Raw genomic sequence first — 15,681 nt, 5'->3', positions numbered from 1 at the left:
ATCAAGCCGCGGGATGGCCAGAAGACCTGGCCTACTCCGGCTTGGCCTCTCGCCCCATCAAGCGGGAGAGTTCTTCTAGTGGGTCGCTTTTCAGGTAAATGACCCGGTAGACCGCCTCGGTGATGGGCAGGTCGGCCCCGGTAGCCTGATCCCAGGCGTGCAGGGCCCTCACGGTGTAGATGCCCTCCACCACAGACTTTTGGGCTTCCAGGTGGGCCAGGGTTTCTCCTCTTACAATCCGCTCTCCAGCACTGCGGTTGCGCGAAAGGGGGCTGCTGGCCGTGGCAATCAGGTCGCCCAGGCCCGAGAGGCCCATAAAGGTGCTCTCCTTGGCCCCCTGGGCCACCCCGAACTTGATGATTTCGCGCAGGCCCCTTGTAATCAAGGCTGCTTTGGCGTTGTCTCCGAGCTTTAGCCCGTCTACCATGCCTGCCGCCAGGGCAATAACGTTTTTGAGCGCCCCCCCAAGTTCCACGCCAATCAGATCCGAAGAGGTATAGACCCGGAAACTGGGGCCACTGAAAACCTGCTGTACCTGCTGGGCAAAATCAGGGTCTTTGGCAGCCACCACAGCGGTTGCAGGCAGGAAGCGTGCAATCTCTTCGGCCAGGTTGGGGCCCGATAGAGCAGCTACCTGGGTTACGCCCGTTACCTCTTCCACCACCTGGCTCATGCGCTGCAGGTGGTGATCGGTGAAGTGCAAACCCTTGATCACAGAAAGATAGGCGCTGGCTTTGGGCAGGCGGGCCAGGGTCTCCCGCAGGGCCTTGGAGGGAACGGCTACAACGGCAAATTGGGCTTGATGCAAGGCTTCTTCGGCATCGGCAGTCGGGTATAGCGATTCGGGAAAGCGAGCCCCGGGCAGGTACTCGAGGTTCTGCCGCTCGGCCCGCATGGCCTCGGCGTGTTCGGGCCGACGGGCCCAAAGATGAACCGGAAGCCCCTTGGAGGCAACCAGCAAGGCCAGCGCGGTTCCCCAGGACCCCGCACCCAGCACAGCAATGGGGCGCCTGCTTCCTTTGTCCGCTATGAGCGGCTCAGTCTGCGCGATGGTAGATGTGAGGGACATAGCTCAGTAAACCAGTGCGTCCTCAGCTACACAATGTACGGTCTGGATGCCCCGGTCCTGGCAAACATAACACGATAGGCTCCCCAGGAAGCGCCCTAAGGCCGCATTAGCACCAGGATCGAGAAGGCCTCATACCAAGCGCCTACCAGCAGGAAGAACCCCCCCAGGTAGACCGTAAGCCCCAGAGCCCGCAAACCAGCCCGGTAGCCTTCGCCGCGCAGGGTCTTGAGCATCAAAACCATGCCGCCAAAAGTGGCCAGAATGTAGGCTTGCAGCTCCACCACCATGGTAGGGAGGTGCAGCAGATAGTTGGCCAGGGGCAGGGCCACCGGACTCAGGGCAAAGCCCAGCACAAAATACCGCATGGCGTTAAAGAGCAGGGCCGGAATACCCAAAAAAAGCCCCGGTACGGCGGTGGTCAGGACAAGTCCGTTGGTGAAGTTCCAGTAAAAAATTACGAGGGCCAGGCCCAGGACACCGCCCCCTAAAGCGCTACCGAGACCAATCTGCTCGAGGGCACCTCCGACCAGCTCCTGCATGAGCTGCACCAGCCTGGGGTTGGCATAAGCCACCAGCCCCCCCAGGGCAAACAGGCCGTAAAGACCCAGGTTGATGCCCAGATACAGCCCCCGGTACTGCCGCAACAGACCCCAGCCCTCACGCCACCAACGGGCCAGCACATTGTCCCCCCGCAGGGCCACCAGCCAGCCCAGCGTAAACGCCACAAATAGCGCCCAGGCTGCCGGGTGCTTGAGCCAGCCCGGTAGCAGCCCGCCTTCCGGGGCAAAGCCAATCCGGGTGACCTCGTCACCCCGGATGACCACCCGCACCTCCCCACCGCGCCCGGCTACCGTGGCCGGAAACTTAACGATGGTTCCGCGGGGCGTGGAATCTTCCAGGGGCGCGTTGAGGTTGACCGATAGGTCGCGGGGAACCGGCGGAAAAGCCAGGCTGCGCTCGAGCAGCCGGATGGCCTCTTCGGTTGGCTTGCCAAGCGCTTGTGAGGGGTCCACCTGGTATTTGCCAGCCTGCCAGTCTTGTACAGCCTGACGGGCAATCTCCAGGTTGGACTGGGCCAGCGCCCATCCAAATAGCGCCCAAACCACAAGCAGCCACTTTCCGGCCCGGCTGAGCAGGTGCAAAGGCATACGCAACATATGCCCTTAGCCTACCAAGTCTGGCTAGACTTCCTGTAAGCGCTCACCCCGTTGGCACAGCGGGCAGGCCTCGGGGGCGTAGGTCGGAAAGTCGAGCTGTACCAGCGAGCGGTAGGGCACGCTAAACTCGGCCCGGCCTGCGCTTCGGTCCACGATGGCCCCCACCGCCACGCAGTGAGCCCCTTTAGACTCGGCGGCCTGGATGGCTTTCTGCACCGAGCCTCCGGTGGTAACCACGTCCTCCACGGCCAGAAATCGCTCACCCGGGTGAATGGTGAGGCCCTCTCGCACCCGCATGCCCCCCTGGCCGTCCTTTTCGGCAAAGAGGGCCCGCACACCCAGGGCCTTGGCGGTCACAAAGGCAAGGATGACACCCCCCATGGCCGGACCGATAACAAACTGAATATCCAGATCGTCGAACAGCTCCCCCAGCGCTTGCCCCACGGCCTCTGCGTAAAGGGGATGTTGTAACAGGGTGGTGGACTGCAGAAACTTAGGCGAGTGCCGGCCTGAGCGCAGTAAAAAATGCCCCTCCAACAGGGCGCCGGTTTCTTTATAGAGGCTCAGAACGTCCACAGCCCCCATGCTACCCGACTCGGCTTACACTAAAGCAGCATGAACGAGCACTTCCCCAACACCAAGCTGTACCTGCCGGGCGAAGATGCCCCGGAAAAGACCCGCCAGCTAACCCAAATGCCCCTCCTGATCCTGGTTGGCCTGACCGGCGTGGGCAAAACCAGCCTTATCCAGGCCCTGAACTACCCCGCCTTGCCCGACCGACGGGAGCTCGTTGACCGCTACGTTTTTCCCTTGTACGGCTATGCTCCTGGCCAACCGCTAGACCGCAGCGAACGGTTCGCCCTGACGCGGCGCTTTCGCCAGGAGCACCCCGGCGGGGTGGCGGAAATCCTGGCCCACAGCCGTGCCTTGCCTGCCTGGCCCTTGCTCTTCGATGGCTTGCGCGGTGAGGAAGAAGTTCGTTTTGCCCTGGAACACCTGCCCCTGAGCTACTTTGTGGTGCTCGAGGCCCGCGACCTGACCCGACTCTCGCGCCTGCTGACCCGGGGGGACGCCTTCGACCGGGTTCAAATAGACCAGAGCGACCGGGCCACCCTGCATGCGCTGGCCCAGGGGGTTTTGAGCGAAGGGGAGCTGCAGGAAGCCCTGGGCTGGAACGTCCCTTTCCAAGAACTCACCGCCAAGCTCAAGATTGTGGCCGAGGAGCGCAAAAACTACAACCCCGATGGCACCCGCCGGGCCCTCCAGGGCACACCTCGAGCCCTATTTCTGAATACCGAAACCCTGAGCCTGGCCGATGAAGCAGCGGCCATTCGGGCCTTTGTGGAGCAAGTCCATGCCTAGCATCAAGCGCATTACGCCCCGTCCCTTCCGGCTGCCGCTCAGGGGTACGCTGCGCTGGGGCCGGGCCTCGGAGCTTGCCGCCCTGGAGCACGTGCTGCTCGAGGTCGAGCTTTCCGACGGCTCGGTGGGCCGCGCCGAGATCCCCCCTCGTCCCACCATCTACGGCGAAACCCTGGGCACGGTTCTGGCTGCGCTGGACTACCTTTCCCCGCAGCTTATGGGCCTGGAAGTCGAGGATACCGAGGCCATCCAGAAAGTACTGGACAACTTTCCGGGCAACCTCACCACCAAAGCCGGCCTGGACATCGCCTTGTGGGAGGCCTGGACCCAAAGCGAAAACCAGGAACTATGGCAGGTCTTTGCACCAAACCACCCCCGGGTGCAGGTCAGCTACATCCTGGGCATTGCCGACAAAGCCGAGATGTTGGCCGATGCAAGGGCGGTCTACCAGGCCGGGGTGCGGGTGCTTAAGGTGAAGGTGGGCCGGGATCTGGAGGGTGACCTGGCCCGCATTGCCGCCCTCAAAGCGCATTTCCCAGACGTAGACCTGTATGCCGACGCCAACGAGACCCTCTCCCCCCAGGAGGCCGAGGAATACTTGCACAGGTGGGCCGGGGCCGGGCTTCTGTACGTAGAAGAGCCCCTGCCCATCGCCGAGGTGCTGGCCCGCAAGCGCCTGCACAAAGCGGCCATTCTGCCCCTCATCGCCGACGACTCGGCTTTTACCCTGCGCGACCTGTGGCGCGAGGCCCAGCTCGATACCTACGACATTCTGAACCTCAAACCGGCCCGCACCGGCTACACCCAGACCCTGCAGATGCTGGCCCTGAACCGCGCCGAGGGCAAGAAAGCCATGGTAGGCTCGCAGGCTTTGTCCAGCTTTGGGGCCTACCAGACCGCGCTGATGGCCTTCCAGGAAGGGGTGACGGAGCCCTGTGAGCTGGCTTTTCACCTCAAGGCCGAAGGCGGATTTTGCAACTTCCCCCCGCTCAAAGACGGGTGGCTATACTGGGAAGACCTGGCCCAGTGCCACTTCGATCCCCAGGCTTTTGAGTCCTACGCCCTGAGCTAAACATTTTTATGACCCCCATCCTGCTACCCGAACGGATTGTCCAGGTGTTGCGGGTGATCTGCCCCATCCTGAACGACGCCCGGGTGGAATGGGCGGTGAGCGGCAGTCTGGCCCTGGCGCTGCACGGGTTGCCGGTAGTACCCAAGGACATCGACCTCCAAACCGACCGCGTGGGGGCCGAACAGATGGCCCGGTTGCTGGCCGAGTACCTGGTCTATCCCCCCGGAATGCACCTGGGGGTTCGGCTGGTGCGCTCGTATATGGCTCAGTTCAAGATACAGGGCCTCGTGGTGGAGGCCATGGGTTATATGGAGTTCCAAACCCTGAATGGCCGCTGGAAACCCGCCCCCGACTTTCGGCACAAAAGGACTACGGTGGATTATCTGGGCCTGAGCATCCCGGTGGTTTCGCTCGAGTTCTTGCTGGCTTTCTACACCCAGCTCCAGCGCCCCGGCCGGGTGGCCCTCATCGAGGCCAAACTCAAAACCACAGCGGGGGAGGGTTAGTAGAGTTCCAGGGCATAGGTGACGACCGCACTGGTTTGCTTGAACCCCAGGCGTTTGTAGAGGGCCTGGGCGGCTTTCTCGTGGTCGTGGGCGCGTACCTGCAAGCTTTGGATTTGCGGGTTGCTAAACGCCCACTCGGCGGCAGCGCCTAAAAGCGCCCGGCCCAGACCCTTCCCCCGGGCCTCCGGCACCACCCCAATGTAGGCAATCTCGGCCTGGGTGTCGTCGAGCTCGAGCTCGGCCATGCCCACCGGTGCCTGGCCCTGTTCGGCATAGGCCATGAAGAGCTCTACTTCTGCGCCCAGGAAGTGCTGGCGCAGTTCTTCATCGGTCCAGTGCAGGCGCAGGCTCCAGCCATCGTCGGCCCGGCTGTAGAGGTCGCGGTAGACCTGGGGGTCGCAGGGTTCGGCCAGCTCGATCTTGTAGCCGGGGGGCACCGGATACGACAGATCGGTGCGGCCTATAGCGAAGAAGTAGGTGGTGTGCTCGGCAGAAAAGCCCACCTGCTCCAGCAGGTCTCGAGCGTAGCGGTTGCGGGCCTCGGGAAAAGCGTACAGGGTGGGATACCCCTCCTGGCGGGCTTTTTTGACCAGGTGCTCCAGAAGGGCTTTGCCATCGCCCGCACGGATAATGGGGCCCTCGAGGGCCACCCCGTCCCAGAAGGGCACCAGGGCCCCATACCCCTGCACCCGACCCGCCTCGAGCCAGACCCAGGCCTTTTCGTCCTCTCCGGCCATTACTTCCCACCACAAGCCTTCAGGGGTGCGGGCCTCCGGCGCCAACGAGCGGCGCTCCGGAGCTTCATCCATCCAGCAGAGCAGGTCGGCAAGCTGGGAAAGGTGGGTTTGCGCTACGGGCCGGTTCATCGTGCTTTCCTTTGCAGTAAGGGCGCTCAGACACGAGGCTTGCCTTAGGGCGCCCAAAAGGCGGTTTTCCAAGCCCGAAGGATAAGCGAAAGCGAAACCACCCTGGTTAACCGTATTGTACAACGCCGGTTTCTGTTAGAATCTTGCGAAACATAATGAGCGGTTTCACTACCTTCGTCATCAACCCGGCGGCAGGGCGTGGGCGGGTGGGCCAGATGTTGCGGCAGCTCGAGGCCACCATTCGCCAGCACGGCCGGTCTTCCGACATAGAAATCATCGTAACCCAGGCCCCAGGACACGGCATCGAGGTGGCCCGCAGCGCCCCTGCAGGCAGCCGGGTGATTGCGGTAGGGGGCGACGGAACCGTGCACGAGGTGGTGCGTGGAATCGCCGGCTCGGACAAGGCGATTGGGGTTATCCCGATTGGCAGCGGCAACGACTTCGCCCGTATGGTGGGCCTGCACCGGCATGACCTTGGGGCCGCCCTGCGCACGGCCCTACACGGAGGGATTCACCCCATAGACCTGGGCCTGGTCAACAACCAGCCCTATGGGGCCAGCTTAGGCATCGGCTTCGATGCAGCGGTGGCCCGCAAGGCCCTCTCGGCCCCTACCTTTCTGCGGGGCATGCCCCGTTACCTGTACTCGATTTTTGGGGTGCTCAAGGATTTGCAGCTACCGACCCTCGAGCTCATCCAAAACGGCCAGACCGTCTATCAGGGCCCCAGCTTGCTGGTAGCCCTGATGAACGCCTCGACCTATGGGGGGGGTATTCCCATCGTGCCCGACGCCATACCCACCGATGGCCTTATTTCGGCGGCGGTAGCCGGCGAGTTCAGCCGCCTGGGGGTGGTGGGGATTCTGCCCCGGCTCATTCTGGGACGACACGTGCACCACCCCCGGCTGCACTTCTTCCGGGGCGCCGAGTTCACGGCCCGCTTCGATCGTCCCGTCCCCGCCCATTCCGACGGCGAGCTTATCGAACCTGCCACCGAGTACCGCGTACACATGGTTCCGGGGGGCTTGAAGGTAATCCGGCCGTAGTTCTGTCGAGTTTTTGTAAAATTAGTGTTGTTGTCAACAGCTCAACCGGTGACATATAACCAACCCTCCATACCGACCCCTGGTACATTGGAAACACATAGGGCTTGGAGCCTCTTATGAAAGGATTGGACATTCGGTGAACGAGGTTAGTTGGAAGCTATTTGCGCCGCTCTCGATTGAAGGGGCCACGCTCTTGATCGAACATCAGGATTTGCCTTCGGGCATGGCTGTACGCCTGGGGGGGGTCGGGGGCGTGGTGCTCAAACCTCAGGAAGCCCAGGAGCTCTTGCTCAACCTGCTCACCGGCGAATCCTGGGTGAGCAGCCGCCTGGTCTGGGCGGCCCCTCGGCTGCACATCGGGCAAAAAGGCTACAATCTGAGCGAACGGGCCAAGCTGGCCCTGATCGAAGCGCTACAGTCGCTATTGGTGGAATCCCAGGGCGTGGCGGTCAACCCCATGCCCAAGGAAACCTGGCAGCGCTCGCTCCTGGAAATCACCCAACAACGCTTTACCAGCGTGGAAGAAGCCCTGCCCAAGCTGGGGGAGGTTCTGATTTCCCTGGGCTTCAAGGGCATCTGCTTGTGGCTACGCGACAGCAACGAGCGCACCCTGAGGCTGGTCGGGCAGTACCCCGAAGCTTCACCACCCGAAGATCTCCTGCCCGAGCGACACGCCGTATATTTCCAGGTGCTGGAGCGCAACCTGCTCATCGCCGCCGACGATGCCCGCCAGGACGCCCGCATGACCGAACTGCGTGACATCCTGGTAAGCCGGGGTCTGGGCGCGGTCTTGCAGGTGGTCTTCCACGGCGAAAGTGGTCTGCGGGGGGTCATGTGGATCGAGAGCATCCAGCCCCGCAAATGGAGCAACGCCGATGAGACCCTGGCCCTGGCCATGGCTCAGGTCATCGAGCGCATACTGCGCCCCCTTAAAGACGACCTCAAAATCCAGACCCCCGAGCGCAAGTCGCTGGCGGTTAAGAAGAGCGAGTTTGAACTCAACCTAGCCCAGGCCCTCTCGCTGGCCCAGCGGCACGGGCGCTCACTGGCCCTGATGCGCATCCGAATCGAGGGCATGAACAAGGCCCAGACCGAGCAGGCTGCCCGCGAAATTGCCTATACCCTGCGCCAGAGCGACTCTCTCGCGTACCTGGGCGACCAGGGTTTTGCCCTGCTGCTTTCCGAGGTGCGCTGGACGGCGGGGGCCAGCCGGGTGGCCCATCGCTTGCTGGGCCGCCTGCGGGCCGCACTGTCAGGCCTGAAGGTGGGCATTGGCATCGCCATGTTTCCCCAGGACGCCACCTCGGTGGAGGGGCTGTGGAATCAAGCCGAACAAGCCTGCCAGAAGGCCCTCGAGACCGGCGGCGGCATTCGCCTCCTGACCCCTGGCGCCGCCGAGCTACAAGAAGCCCTATCGCAAGACGGCCTGACCCTGCACTTCCAGCCGGTTTTCAACCTGAGCGACCTCGAGCTCGTAGCCGTGGAGGCCCTGGCCCGCTGGCCCAAACCCAAGGGGCTGCACCAGGCCGGCGAGTTTCTGCCCCTGGCCGAGCAGGTCGGTCTGATGAGCGCCCAGGATCGCTGGGCCCTCGACAAGGTGCTCGACCAGGCCGCCCTCTGGAAGCCCTCCGGGGTCAACGCCCGCTTCAGCGTGAACATCTCCTCCGAAACCCTGGTAGACCCCAACTTCCCCACCGTCTTACAGGAGATGTTATCGGCCAAGCGCCTGCCGGCCGACATCATCATCATCGAACTGCGCGAGGAGGCCATCCTGAGCGACCTCGAGACCGCCAGCCGCAGCCTCGAGATCCTCAAGCACCTGGGGGTCTCTATCGCCCTCGACAACTTTGGCACCAACCCCCTCCCGCTCACCCAGCTCAAACGCCTGCCGCTCGACTGGATCAAGCTCAACCCGGCCTTATCGGCCTCGGAAAACGCCCCGCTGGCTAAAGCGGCCATTGACATGGTGCACGCCGTGGGAACCAAGGCCGTGGCCAAGGGCTTGGAAGAACAGTCCCAGCTCACCCGCATGAAGGAGCTCGGCGCCGACTACGGCCAGGGCCATATCCTGGGCTGGCCCGTCCCCGCCGAGGATCTGGGGGCCCTGCTGGTGTGGGGCATTGGTACCTGATATCTGCTACCATTGACCCTGTGACCGAAGGTGCGGTGCTGGTACTGCGGCTGCTACTATGGCTGCTGCCCGGCCTCCTGATGTTTCTGGCCGTGCGCGGTTTTCTGGCCGGGCGCCGCCGCGTGGCCCTGGGCCTGTTGATAGGTGGGGTGTTGGCCGCCCTGCTGGTCAAGCCCTTTCCGGTAGGTTTTGCCTTTTGGGTAGTTGGTGGGCTGGCCGGACTGGGTGGGGGGCGCAACCCCAAATACGCCCGCGAGTTGCGTGCACGCATCGAAGAACAACAAAGGCGATAGGGTTGCAAATGCTGGCTCTTCTGGTTCCAGGCTAAAAGCTCAAAGCACCCACCATGCCTCGATGCTCAAAGGTAACCGGGCGCCCGACCGGGACCTGGGGGCTCGCTATACTGAAGCGTTATGGCACTCTTGCAAGACCAAACCTCGCTGCTTTCCCTGCCCATTGAGCAGCTCCCAGGGGAGGGCTACCGTCGGCGGCAACTGGCGGGCTGGCTCTACGAGAAAGGCGCCCGCCAGTGGGACGAGATGACCGACCTACCCCGGGCCCTACGCAGCGAGTGGGCCGAGCGCTTCCGCATCTCGGAGTTTGCCGATGTAGCACCCTATCCAAGCCAAGACGGCTCGGTGAAGTACCTCTATACCCTGCTCGACGGCCAAAAGACCGAGGCCGTCTACATGCCTTACCTGAACCGCAAAACCATCTGCATTTCCAGCATGGTGGGCTGCCCGGCGGGCTGCACCTTCTGCGCAACCGGCAGGATGGGCTTTGGGCGTAACCTCACCACAGCGGAAATACTGGATCAGATTTTGTTTGCCGCCCACCACCAGGGCCACGCCCCCCGCGAAATTCGCAACGTGGTGCTGATGGGCATGGGCGAGCCGCTTCTGAATGTAGAGAACGTATTTGCGGCCATCGAGCGGATGCTACACCCCCAGGGGCTGGCCATGAGTCCGCGCCGCATTACCCTTTCCACCGTGGGGATTCCACGGGGTATCTACAAACTGGCCGAGTCGGGGCTGGGGGTGCGCCTGGCCCTATCGCTCCATGCCCCCGACGACGAAACCCGTCAGCAGATCATCCCCACCGCGCACCGCTACCGCATCGCCGAAATTATGGACGCCGTGCGGCACTACTACGCCCAGACCGGCCGACGGGTCACGCTGGAATACACCCTGCTGCGGGGCGTCAACGACCATGACTGGCAGGCCCGTGCGCTGGCCGGGCTCTTCAAAGGCCTCAGTGTCCACATGAATCTGATTCCCTGGAACCCCTGGGAGGGCGCCCCCCATCAGGGCACCCCCAAAGCGCAGATTCTCAAGTTTGCGGCTACCTTGGAGCAGCAGGGCATCCCTACCTCGGTGCGCTGGAGCCGGGGGCGGGATGTGGGAGCCGCCTGTGGGCAACTCGCCCTGAAACAACCTGCCTGAAATATGTCGTAAGTCGCATGTCGCAGGCCCACCTGCTTCGAGCTTTTTGACACCTCGAGCGAAGCTTGAAAAGAGCCAATCCCCGGTTTACTCCCCTAACGGCTTTCATGCAAAACCCATACAATGGGCGGCGGTATGAACCGAAGCCTCATTCTTATTGCCGTTGCAGTGCTGGCCCTGCTGGGTGTGGGTGCCTATCTGCTGTTTGGGCAACGCTCCGGTGGTCAGGCCAGCGTGGGCAACGGCACCCTATGCACCAACCAGCCCCCTGCCGCTACCGGCCTCTCCAACGAGGGCATTACCACCCTGCGCATCGAAGACCTCAAGGAAGGCAGCGGCCCCCAGGCCATCACCTCCAACACCGTGCGGATGCAGTACATCGGGCGTCTGGTGGACGGCAAGCAGTTCGATACCTCCTGCCAGCCGGGCCGCACCCCCTTCGAGTTCACCCTGGGGGCGGGTCAGGTAATCCCGGGTTGGGACTCGGGCATTGTGGGAATGCGCGTTGGCGGTCAGCGCCGCCTGATTATCCCCGCCAACCTGGCCTATGGCGACCGCAGCCCCAGCCCGGACATTCCCCCCAACTCGGCTCTGATTTTTGATGTGGAGCTGCTAGAAATCAAGTAGCCGAGGCCTGCAGCAAGCCGGGCTGACCCGCCGTTCGCAAAAGCCGCAAGTATACTTGGAGGATGGGTCGGCACCCCTTAGGTGCGAACTTGGGGCGGCCGTAAGGCTCGTGGGGAAGGATGAGTCCATGAGGTTTGTGGTGCTAAGTGGACAGAGCGGCGCCGGGCTCACCTCGGCGCGGATGGCCCTGGAAGACCTGGGCTACTTTTCGGTAGACAATATACCGCCCCAGCTTTGGGGCGACCTGCTCAAAACTGTAGAGGCTCGAGGCATCCACAAGGTGGTGGTGGTGCTGGACATCCGGGCCCGCGACCTGCTGGGTGAGGTAGAAACAGTACTGAGCCAGCTTAAGCCCTTTATTATCTACCTCGAGGCCAAGTCGGACATCCTGCTCAAGCGCTACAACCTTTCGCGCCGCCTCCACCCCCTGGGCATGGGCAACCTGCTGCGCGAAATTGAAGAAGAGCGCCTGGCCCTGGCCCCCCTGCGCGACCGGGCCGACCTGGTGATCGACACCTCCGAGCGCACCCCCCGCCAGCTCAAGGAGGCCCTCGAGGCCGCCCTGGGCGAAGAAGAAAGCTTTCTGCTGCGGATTTTCTCCTTCGGCTTCAAGTGGGGCCCCCCGCAGGACGCCGACCTGGTGCTGGATGTGCGCTCCCTGCCCAACCCGCACTACGACCCCATCCTGAAATCACGTCCCGGTACCGATCCCGAGGTAGCCGCTTATGTCTTCGCCGATAAAAAGAACGAGCCCTTCTACCGCACATTGCTTGCTACCATTGGGCTTTCGGCGGATGGTGCGCGCCAGAGCGGGCGGGCCGCCTACACGGTGGCCATCGGTTGTACAGGGGGCCAGCACCGCAGTGTGGCGGTCGCCGAACGGCTGGCCCAGGAACTCTCCGGGCGTTTTCGAGTGGAACTAGAACACCGTGACCTGGAAAAAGCCATGGTTGCTTGAGCGAGGCTGGCAAGGATGATCTGGAACAAAGCCAAACGCCCCAACCTGCGTACGCTTACCCAGGGTCTGCGAATCAATCCTGCTGATGACCGTTTCCTCAGTACCCTGCGCTGGCTACTGCCGGGCATGCGGGTCAAACGGTATGCGTTGCTGGCCGCCCTGGGGATGTTGTGCATGTTCACAGGGGTGGTGCATCTCTCCTGGCAAACCTCGTTCTTGCCCTGGTTTTTGCAGGCTACGCGTTGGGCCGGTTACTTTTCCATCCCACTATGGATCTCGGGTGGGCTGTGGCTGTTGGGTGGCCTGATTCTGTTCTTGACCGGTCTGCGCTGGATGAACCGCAGCATGCTCTCGGCCATCACCGACCCCGGCTCGGTCTCCAAGCAGGTCTACATCCGCAGGAAGCTCGAGGCTGGCCCCCGCATCGTGGCCCTGGGCGGTGGAACGGGGCTTTCACGGGTGTTACGCGGCCTCAAGATGGAAACCGCCAACATTACCGCGGTGGTTGCTGTCACCGACGACGGAGGGTCTACCGGCCGACTGCGGGTTTCGTTTGGGGTGCCGGCGGTAGGCGACCTGGTCGACTGTCTGGCGGCCCTTTCCGACACCGAAGGGCTACCCGAACTGATGGAGTACCGTTTCCAACGTGGCGATGAACTTAAGGGCCACACCTTCGGCAACCTGATGCTGGTCTCGCTCTCCGAACTCAACAACGACTTTGCCAAGGCCATGCGCCAGGCCAACCAGGTGCTAAGACTCCGCGGAGCGGTCTGGCCCGCTACCTTCGAGACCGCCCGGCTCTGGGCCGAGCGCGAAGATGGCACCCGGGTCCAGGGGGAAACTGCTCTGCGCGAAAAATCCGGCCGGATCCGCAAGGTTGGGCTGGCCCCCATCGGGGTAGCGGCCATGCCCGAAGCTGTCCATGCCCTGCGAAAAGCCGATATGATTGTGCTGGGGCCGGGCAGCCTTTACTCCAGCGTCATCCCCAGCTTTCTGCCCAGGGGCATCCAGGTCGCCATCCAGCAGTCCCCGGCCAGGCTGGTTTACATTGTCAACATCATGAGCGAGCGGGGCGAGACCGAAGGCATGGATGCCTACGACCATTTTCAGGCCGTGGTGCAACACCTGGGCCGCCAACCCAATGTGGTGCTGGTTAACAATGCCCGCATTCCCGAGAACCTGCTCAAACGCTACCGGGCCGAGGGCCAGACGCCGGTACGCTTCAACCCCAAGCGCTTCGAGGGCCTAGGGGCGCAGATTGTGGCCGAAGACTTTTTGGAGCCCGGCTTTGCCCAGCACGACCCCACTCGTCTGGTCAAGGCCTTGATGTCCTTACGGTAGTCATGATAAGCGCATGGGAAGCGTATCTATCTGCCCTTGATAGAGCGTCAAGGACAAGGTAGGGTATGACCTTGTGAGCCGCTCGAGGTTCACAGGGTGTCTATATTTACCTACATCGCTGGCATAGTTGGGTATTGCAGGGAAACCCATCCGCCATGATCCCTCTTCTCTTTTCCGATCCTGTTGGCGACGACTACGGCCTGGGCTATGTCTACCCGCGTACAGCACTCTTTGCCGAGGCCGGTTTTGCCGACCTGACCGGCTTTGAAGCCCTTCGCAATGGGGATAAGGTGGTGCTCCGAGTCAGGCTCCACCGCTATCCCAATCCCAGCAACGCCCCTCATGGTTTTTCGTTGGCCACGATCGGGATATACATTCACACCGAGGCGGGCGGCAACGAAGAACTCCCTGGCGCAGGCTTCAAAACCCCCGCGGGACAGGGTTGGAACTGGGCCTACCTGCTCACCGGTTGGAAGGCCGAAGAGTACCAACCAGGTGGAACCGTGCAGGCCGTACCGGTTGTTAAGAATGGCGATTGGCTCGAGCTCTCCCCCAATCTGCCTCCAGGGGACTATGGCTACTACGTAGCGGTAGGGCTCTACGACCCCTTCACCCCCTGGCACTTTCGTCCGATCCGCCCCGGAGGGGGCACATGGACAATCGATGGCCCGGCAGGTGCGCCCGCCGCCGTAGATGTGCTCTCGCAAAGCCAAATCCAGGCTTATCAACGTGGCGTCTTACCACCTGTGCGTGCTATCCAGAACCGCATTCCCTGGGCCGTTCTGAGCGCTGCAATGGGGGTGCTTTTTATTTTGCTGGCCTTTCGCTTCCCACGAAGATGAAGCCAGAGTCAGGGGGTCAATGGTCTGAAGCCGATTGTCTATAGTCCATTGCCGATAGTCACATCTCTGTAATAACTCCAGAACAGCACACGCTGAAGACGCGGGTTGCACGATGGCAAAGCCGCTCCACGGCTGCGCCATATGGCACTTGGTACAGCCCACCTCACGAAAACCATAGCCCTTACCCAGACATCCTAAAGAGGTGTACCCTGAGCTATGCGCGACCTCCTGCTGCGGTTGGTGCTCAATACCCTGACCTTGTGGATCGTGACCCAACTCTATGGTGGCATCTATTTTGCCAGAGGCAGTGGTCTGGGGGATTATCTGCTAGCTGGGCTGATTTTTGGCCTGGCCAACGCCCTGCTCAAACCCATTCTGCTGCTACTTACCCTGCCGTTCAACATTCTGACCCTGGGTTTATTTACCCTGGTCGTCAACGCCGTGATTTTGATAATTGTGGCCAGTCTGACCCCGCTGGATGTGCGTGGGTTTGGCGGCGCGCTGATTGGAGCCCTCCTGCTCTCGGTTATCAGCTTTGGGCTCAACTTGCTCATCGGGCCTTCAGATCGGCGCAGGGCAAGGTGAGCACCGGAGGCAGTCACCTTACAGGCATAGGCCGAGCCCGGCCCACGGGTGCTTGGTTTTCGGGTTTCCTGGCAACCAAAATGGGTTTGGCGCTGTTTTCTACACTGTGGGGATTGCCGGTTTCTTCCCGAGAATCGCTCTAGCGTGAGCCGGTAATATAGCTTTCCAATTCGGCAATCATGAACTCCTGCTGGGTCATGATGGCTTTCACCACGTCGCCAATGGAAATGACGCCAATCAGCCTACCGTCCTCTATCACCGGTAGATGGCGTACCCGGTTACCGGTCATCAGGTTCATACAATCGGCTACGGTGGCATCCGGGGTAACGGTAATGAGGTCGTCGGTCATGACCTCGCCAACCAGGGTATCTTTGGAAATGCGGCCCATCAGGACAATCTTGCGGGCGTAATCGCGCTCCGAAAAGATGCCCACCAGTTGGTTGCCGTTCATCACCATGAGGGCACCCACATCATAAGCAGCCATGCGCTCCAGCGCCTCAAAAACCGTGGCGTCCGCTGGGATTGCGTGCACCATATTGCCCTTGGCCTGGAGCAATTGCCGTACCGTGCTGGTCATCCCACACCTCCCAAAAGCTGTCTATACAGACTGGGTTACAGAACCCAGGTCAGGTTCAGCGGGGCAAAAAACCACAACCACATCTGCCCTATCGTCTCTGAAC

17 protein-coding genes are annotated in these 15,681 nt (G+C 62.0%); 12 read left to right on the top strand and 5 right to left on the bottom strand.

Features of this window, described 5'->3' with window-relative positions:
• Nucleotides 1-31: 31 nt before the first annotated feature.
• The 3 genes from Mhypo_RS05220 to pyrE all read right to left on the bottom strand — a co-directional run bounded on the left by Mhypo_RS05220 (nt 32) and on the right by pyrE (nt 2,802).
• Entirely contained in the window at nt 32-1,069 is a 1,038-nt protein-coding gene (locus Mhypo_RS05220; protein WP_119340250.1) for an NAD(P)H-dependent glycerol-3-phosphate dehydrogenase, read from the bottom strand.
• Between the two features lie 95 nt (nt 1,070-1,164).
• Nucleotides 1,165-2,217 (bottom strand): stage II sporulation protein M, encoded by a 1,053-nt coding sequence (locus tag Mhypo_RS05215; RefSeq protein WP_371862132.1) that lies wholly within the window; start codon nt 2,215-2,217, stop codon nt 1,165-1,167.
• 33 nt (nt 2,218-2,250) lie between these two features.
• On the bottom strand, nt 2,251-2,802 hold the full coding sequence (pyrE, locus tag Mhypo_RS05210) for an orotate phosphoribosyltransferase (RefSeq protein ID WP_119340274.1): 552 nt from the start codon (nt 2,800-2,802) through the stop codon (nt 2,251-2,253).
• Between the two features lie 117 nt (nt 2,803-2,919).
• Between pyrE and Mhypo_RS05205 the strand changes: the two genes are divergently transcribed.
• From Mhypo_RS05205 to Mhypo_RS05195, 3 genes are read left to right on the top strand one after another with little or no spacing between them, the layout of a single operon-like run.
• Complete coding sequence (locus tag Mhypo_RS05205; protein ID WP_186814624.1) at nt 2,920-3,588, top strand: DEAD/DEAH box helicase family protein; 669 nt, start codon at nt 2,920-2,922, stop codon at nt 3,586-3,588.
• The gene (locus Mhypo_RS05200) at nt 3,581-4,660 is read left to right on the top strand and encodes an enolase C-terminal domain-like protein (protein ID WP_119340247.1); all 1,080 of its coding nucleotides are present in this window, start codon (nt 3,581-3,583) and stop codon (nt 4,658-4,660) included. The genes Mhypo_RS05205 and Mhypo_RS05200 overlap by 8 nt, the downstream gene beginning before the upstream one ends.
• An 8-nt stretch (nt 4,661-4,668) precedes the next feature.
• Nucleotides 4,669-5,166, top strand: a complete 498-nt coding sequence (locus tag Mhypo_RS05195; protein WP_240637122.1) for a nucleotidyltransferase domain-containing protein — start codon at nt 4,669-4,671, stop codon at nt 5,164-5,166.
• Here Mhypo_RS05195 and Mhypo_RS05190 read toward each other — a convergent pair.
• Complete coding sequence (locus Mhypo_RS05190; protein WP_119340246.1) at nt 5,163-6,032, bottom strand: GNAT family N-acetyltransferase; 870 nt, start codon at nt 6,030-6,032, stop codon at nt 5,163-5,165. The two genes, Mhypo_RS05195 and Mhypo_RS05190, sit on opposite strands and share 4 nt — an antisense overlap.
• Nucleotides 6,033-6,187: 155 nt before the next feature.
• Here Mhypo_RS05190 and Mhypo_RS05185 point away from each other — a divergent pair, with 155 nt between their 5' ends.
• The 9 genes from Mhypo_RS05185 (at nt 6,188) to Mhypo_RS05145 (ending at nt 15,001) form a co-directional block, all read left to right on the top strand.
• The gene (locus tag Mhypo_RS05185; RefSeq protein WP_119340245.1) at nt 6,188-7,075 is read left to right on the top strand and encodes a diacylglycerol/lipid kinase family protein; all 888 of its coding nucleotides are present in this window, start codon (nt 6,188-6,190) and stop codon (nt 7,073-7,075) included.
• A gap of 136 nt (nt 7,076-7,211) precedes the next feature.
• Nucleotides 7,212-9,206 carry a GGDEF domain-containing phosphodiesterase gene (locus Mhypo_RS05180; RefSeq protein ID WP_119340244.1) on the top strand — a complete coding sequence of 665 codons (1,995 nt, stop codon included), beginning with the start codon at nt 7,212-7,214 and terminating at the stop codon, nt 9,204-9,206.
• Nucleotides 9,207-9,226: 20 nt separating this feature from the next.
• Entirely contained in the window at nt 9,227-9,499 is a 273-nt protein-coding gene (locus Mhypo_RS05175; RefSeq protein ID WP_119340273.1) for a hypothetical protein, read from the top strand.
• A gap of 120 nt (nt 9,500-9,619) precedes the next feature.
• A complete protein-coding gene (gene rlmN, locus Mhypo_RS05170) occupies nt 9,620-10,648 on the top strand; it encodes a dual-specificity RNA methyltransferase RlmN (RefSeq protein WP_119340243.1) in 1,029 nt (342 codons plus the stop codon).
• A 135-nt stretch (nt 10,649-10,783) separates the two neighbouring features.
• On the top strand, nt 10,784-11,275 hold the full coding sequence (locus Mhypo_RS05165; protein ID WP_119340242.1) for an FKBP-type peptidyl-prolyl cis-trans isomerase: 492 nt from the start codon (nt 10,784-10,786) through the stop codon (nt 11,273-11,275).
• 127 nt (nt 11,276-11,402) lie between these two features.
• Nucleotides 11,403-12,233: an RNase adapter RapZ gene (gene rapZ / locus Mhypo_RS05160; RefSeq protein ID WP_119340241.1), complete on the top strand. Its 831-nt coding sequence runs from the start codon at nt 11,403-11,405 to the stop codon at nt 12,231-12,233.
• Between the two features lie 15 nt (nt 12,234-12,248).
• A complete protein-coding gene (locus Mhypo_RS05155; protein WP_119340240.1) occupies nt 12,249-13,574 on the top strand; it encodes a gluconeogenesis factor YvcK family protein in 1,326 nt (441 codons plus the stop codon).
• A gap of 155 nt (nt 13,575-13,729) precedes the next feature.
• Complete coding sequence (locus Mhypo_RS05150; RefSeq protein ID WP_119340239.1) at nt 13,730-14,416, top strand: glucodextranase DOMON-like domain-containing protein; 687 nt, start codon at nt 13,730-13,732, stop codon at nt 14,414-14,416.
• Nucleotides 14,417-14,632: 216 nt separating this feature from the next.
• Nucleotides 14,633-15,001, top strand: a complete 369-nt coding sequence (locus tag Mhypo_RS05145; protein ID WP_119340238.1) for a phage holin family protein — start codon at nt 14,633-14,635, stop codon at nt 14,999-15,001.
• Nucleotides 15,002-15,140: 139 nt separating this feature from the next.
• On the opposite strand, the gene Mhypo_RS05140 is transcribed toward Mhypo_RS05145, so the two are convergent.
• Nucleotides 15,141-15,578, bottom strand: coding sequence for a CBS domain-containing protein (locus tag Mhypo_RS05140; protein WP_119340237.1), 438 nt, complete (start codon nt 15,576-15,578; stop codon nt 15,141-15,143).
• Nucleotides 15,579-15,681: the final 103 nt, after the last annotated feature.

The organism is Meiothermus hypogaeus (assembly GCF_003574035.1).
GTDB lineage: Bacteria > Deinococcota > Deinococci > Deinococcales > Thermaceae > Meiothermus > Meiothermus hypogaeus.
This window is presented reverse-complemented; position numbering and strand designations above follow the sequence as displayed.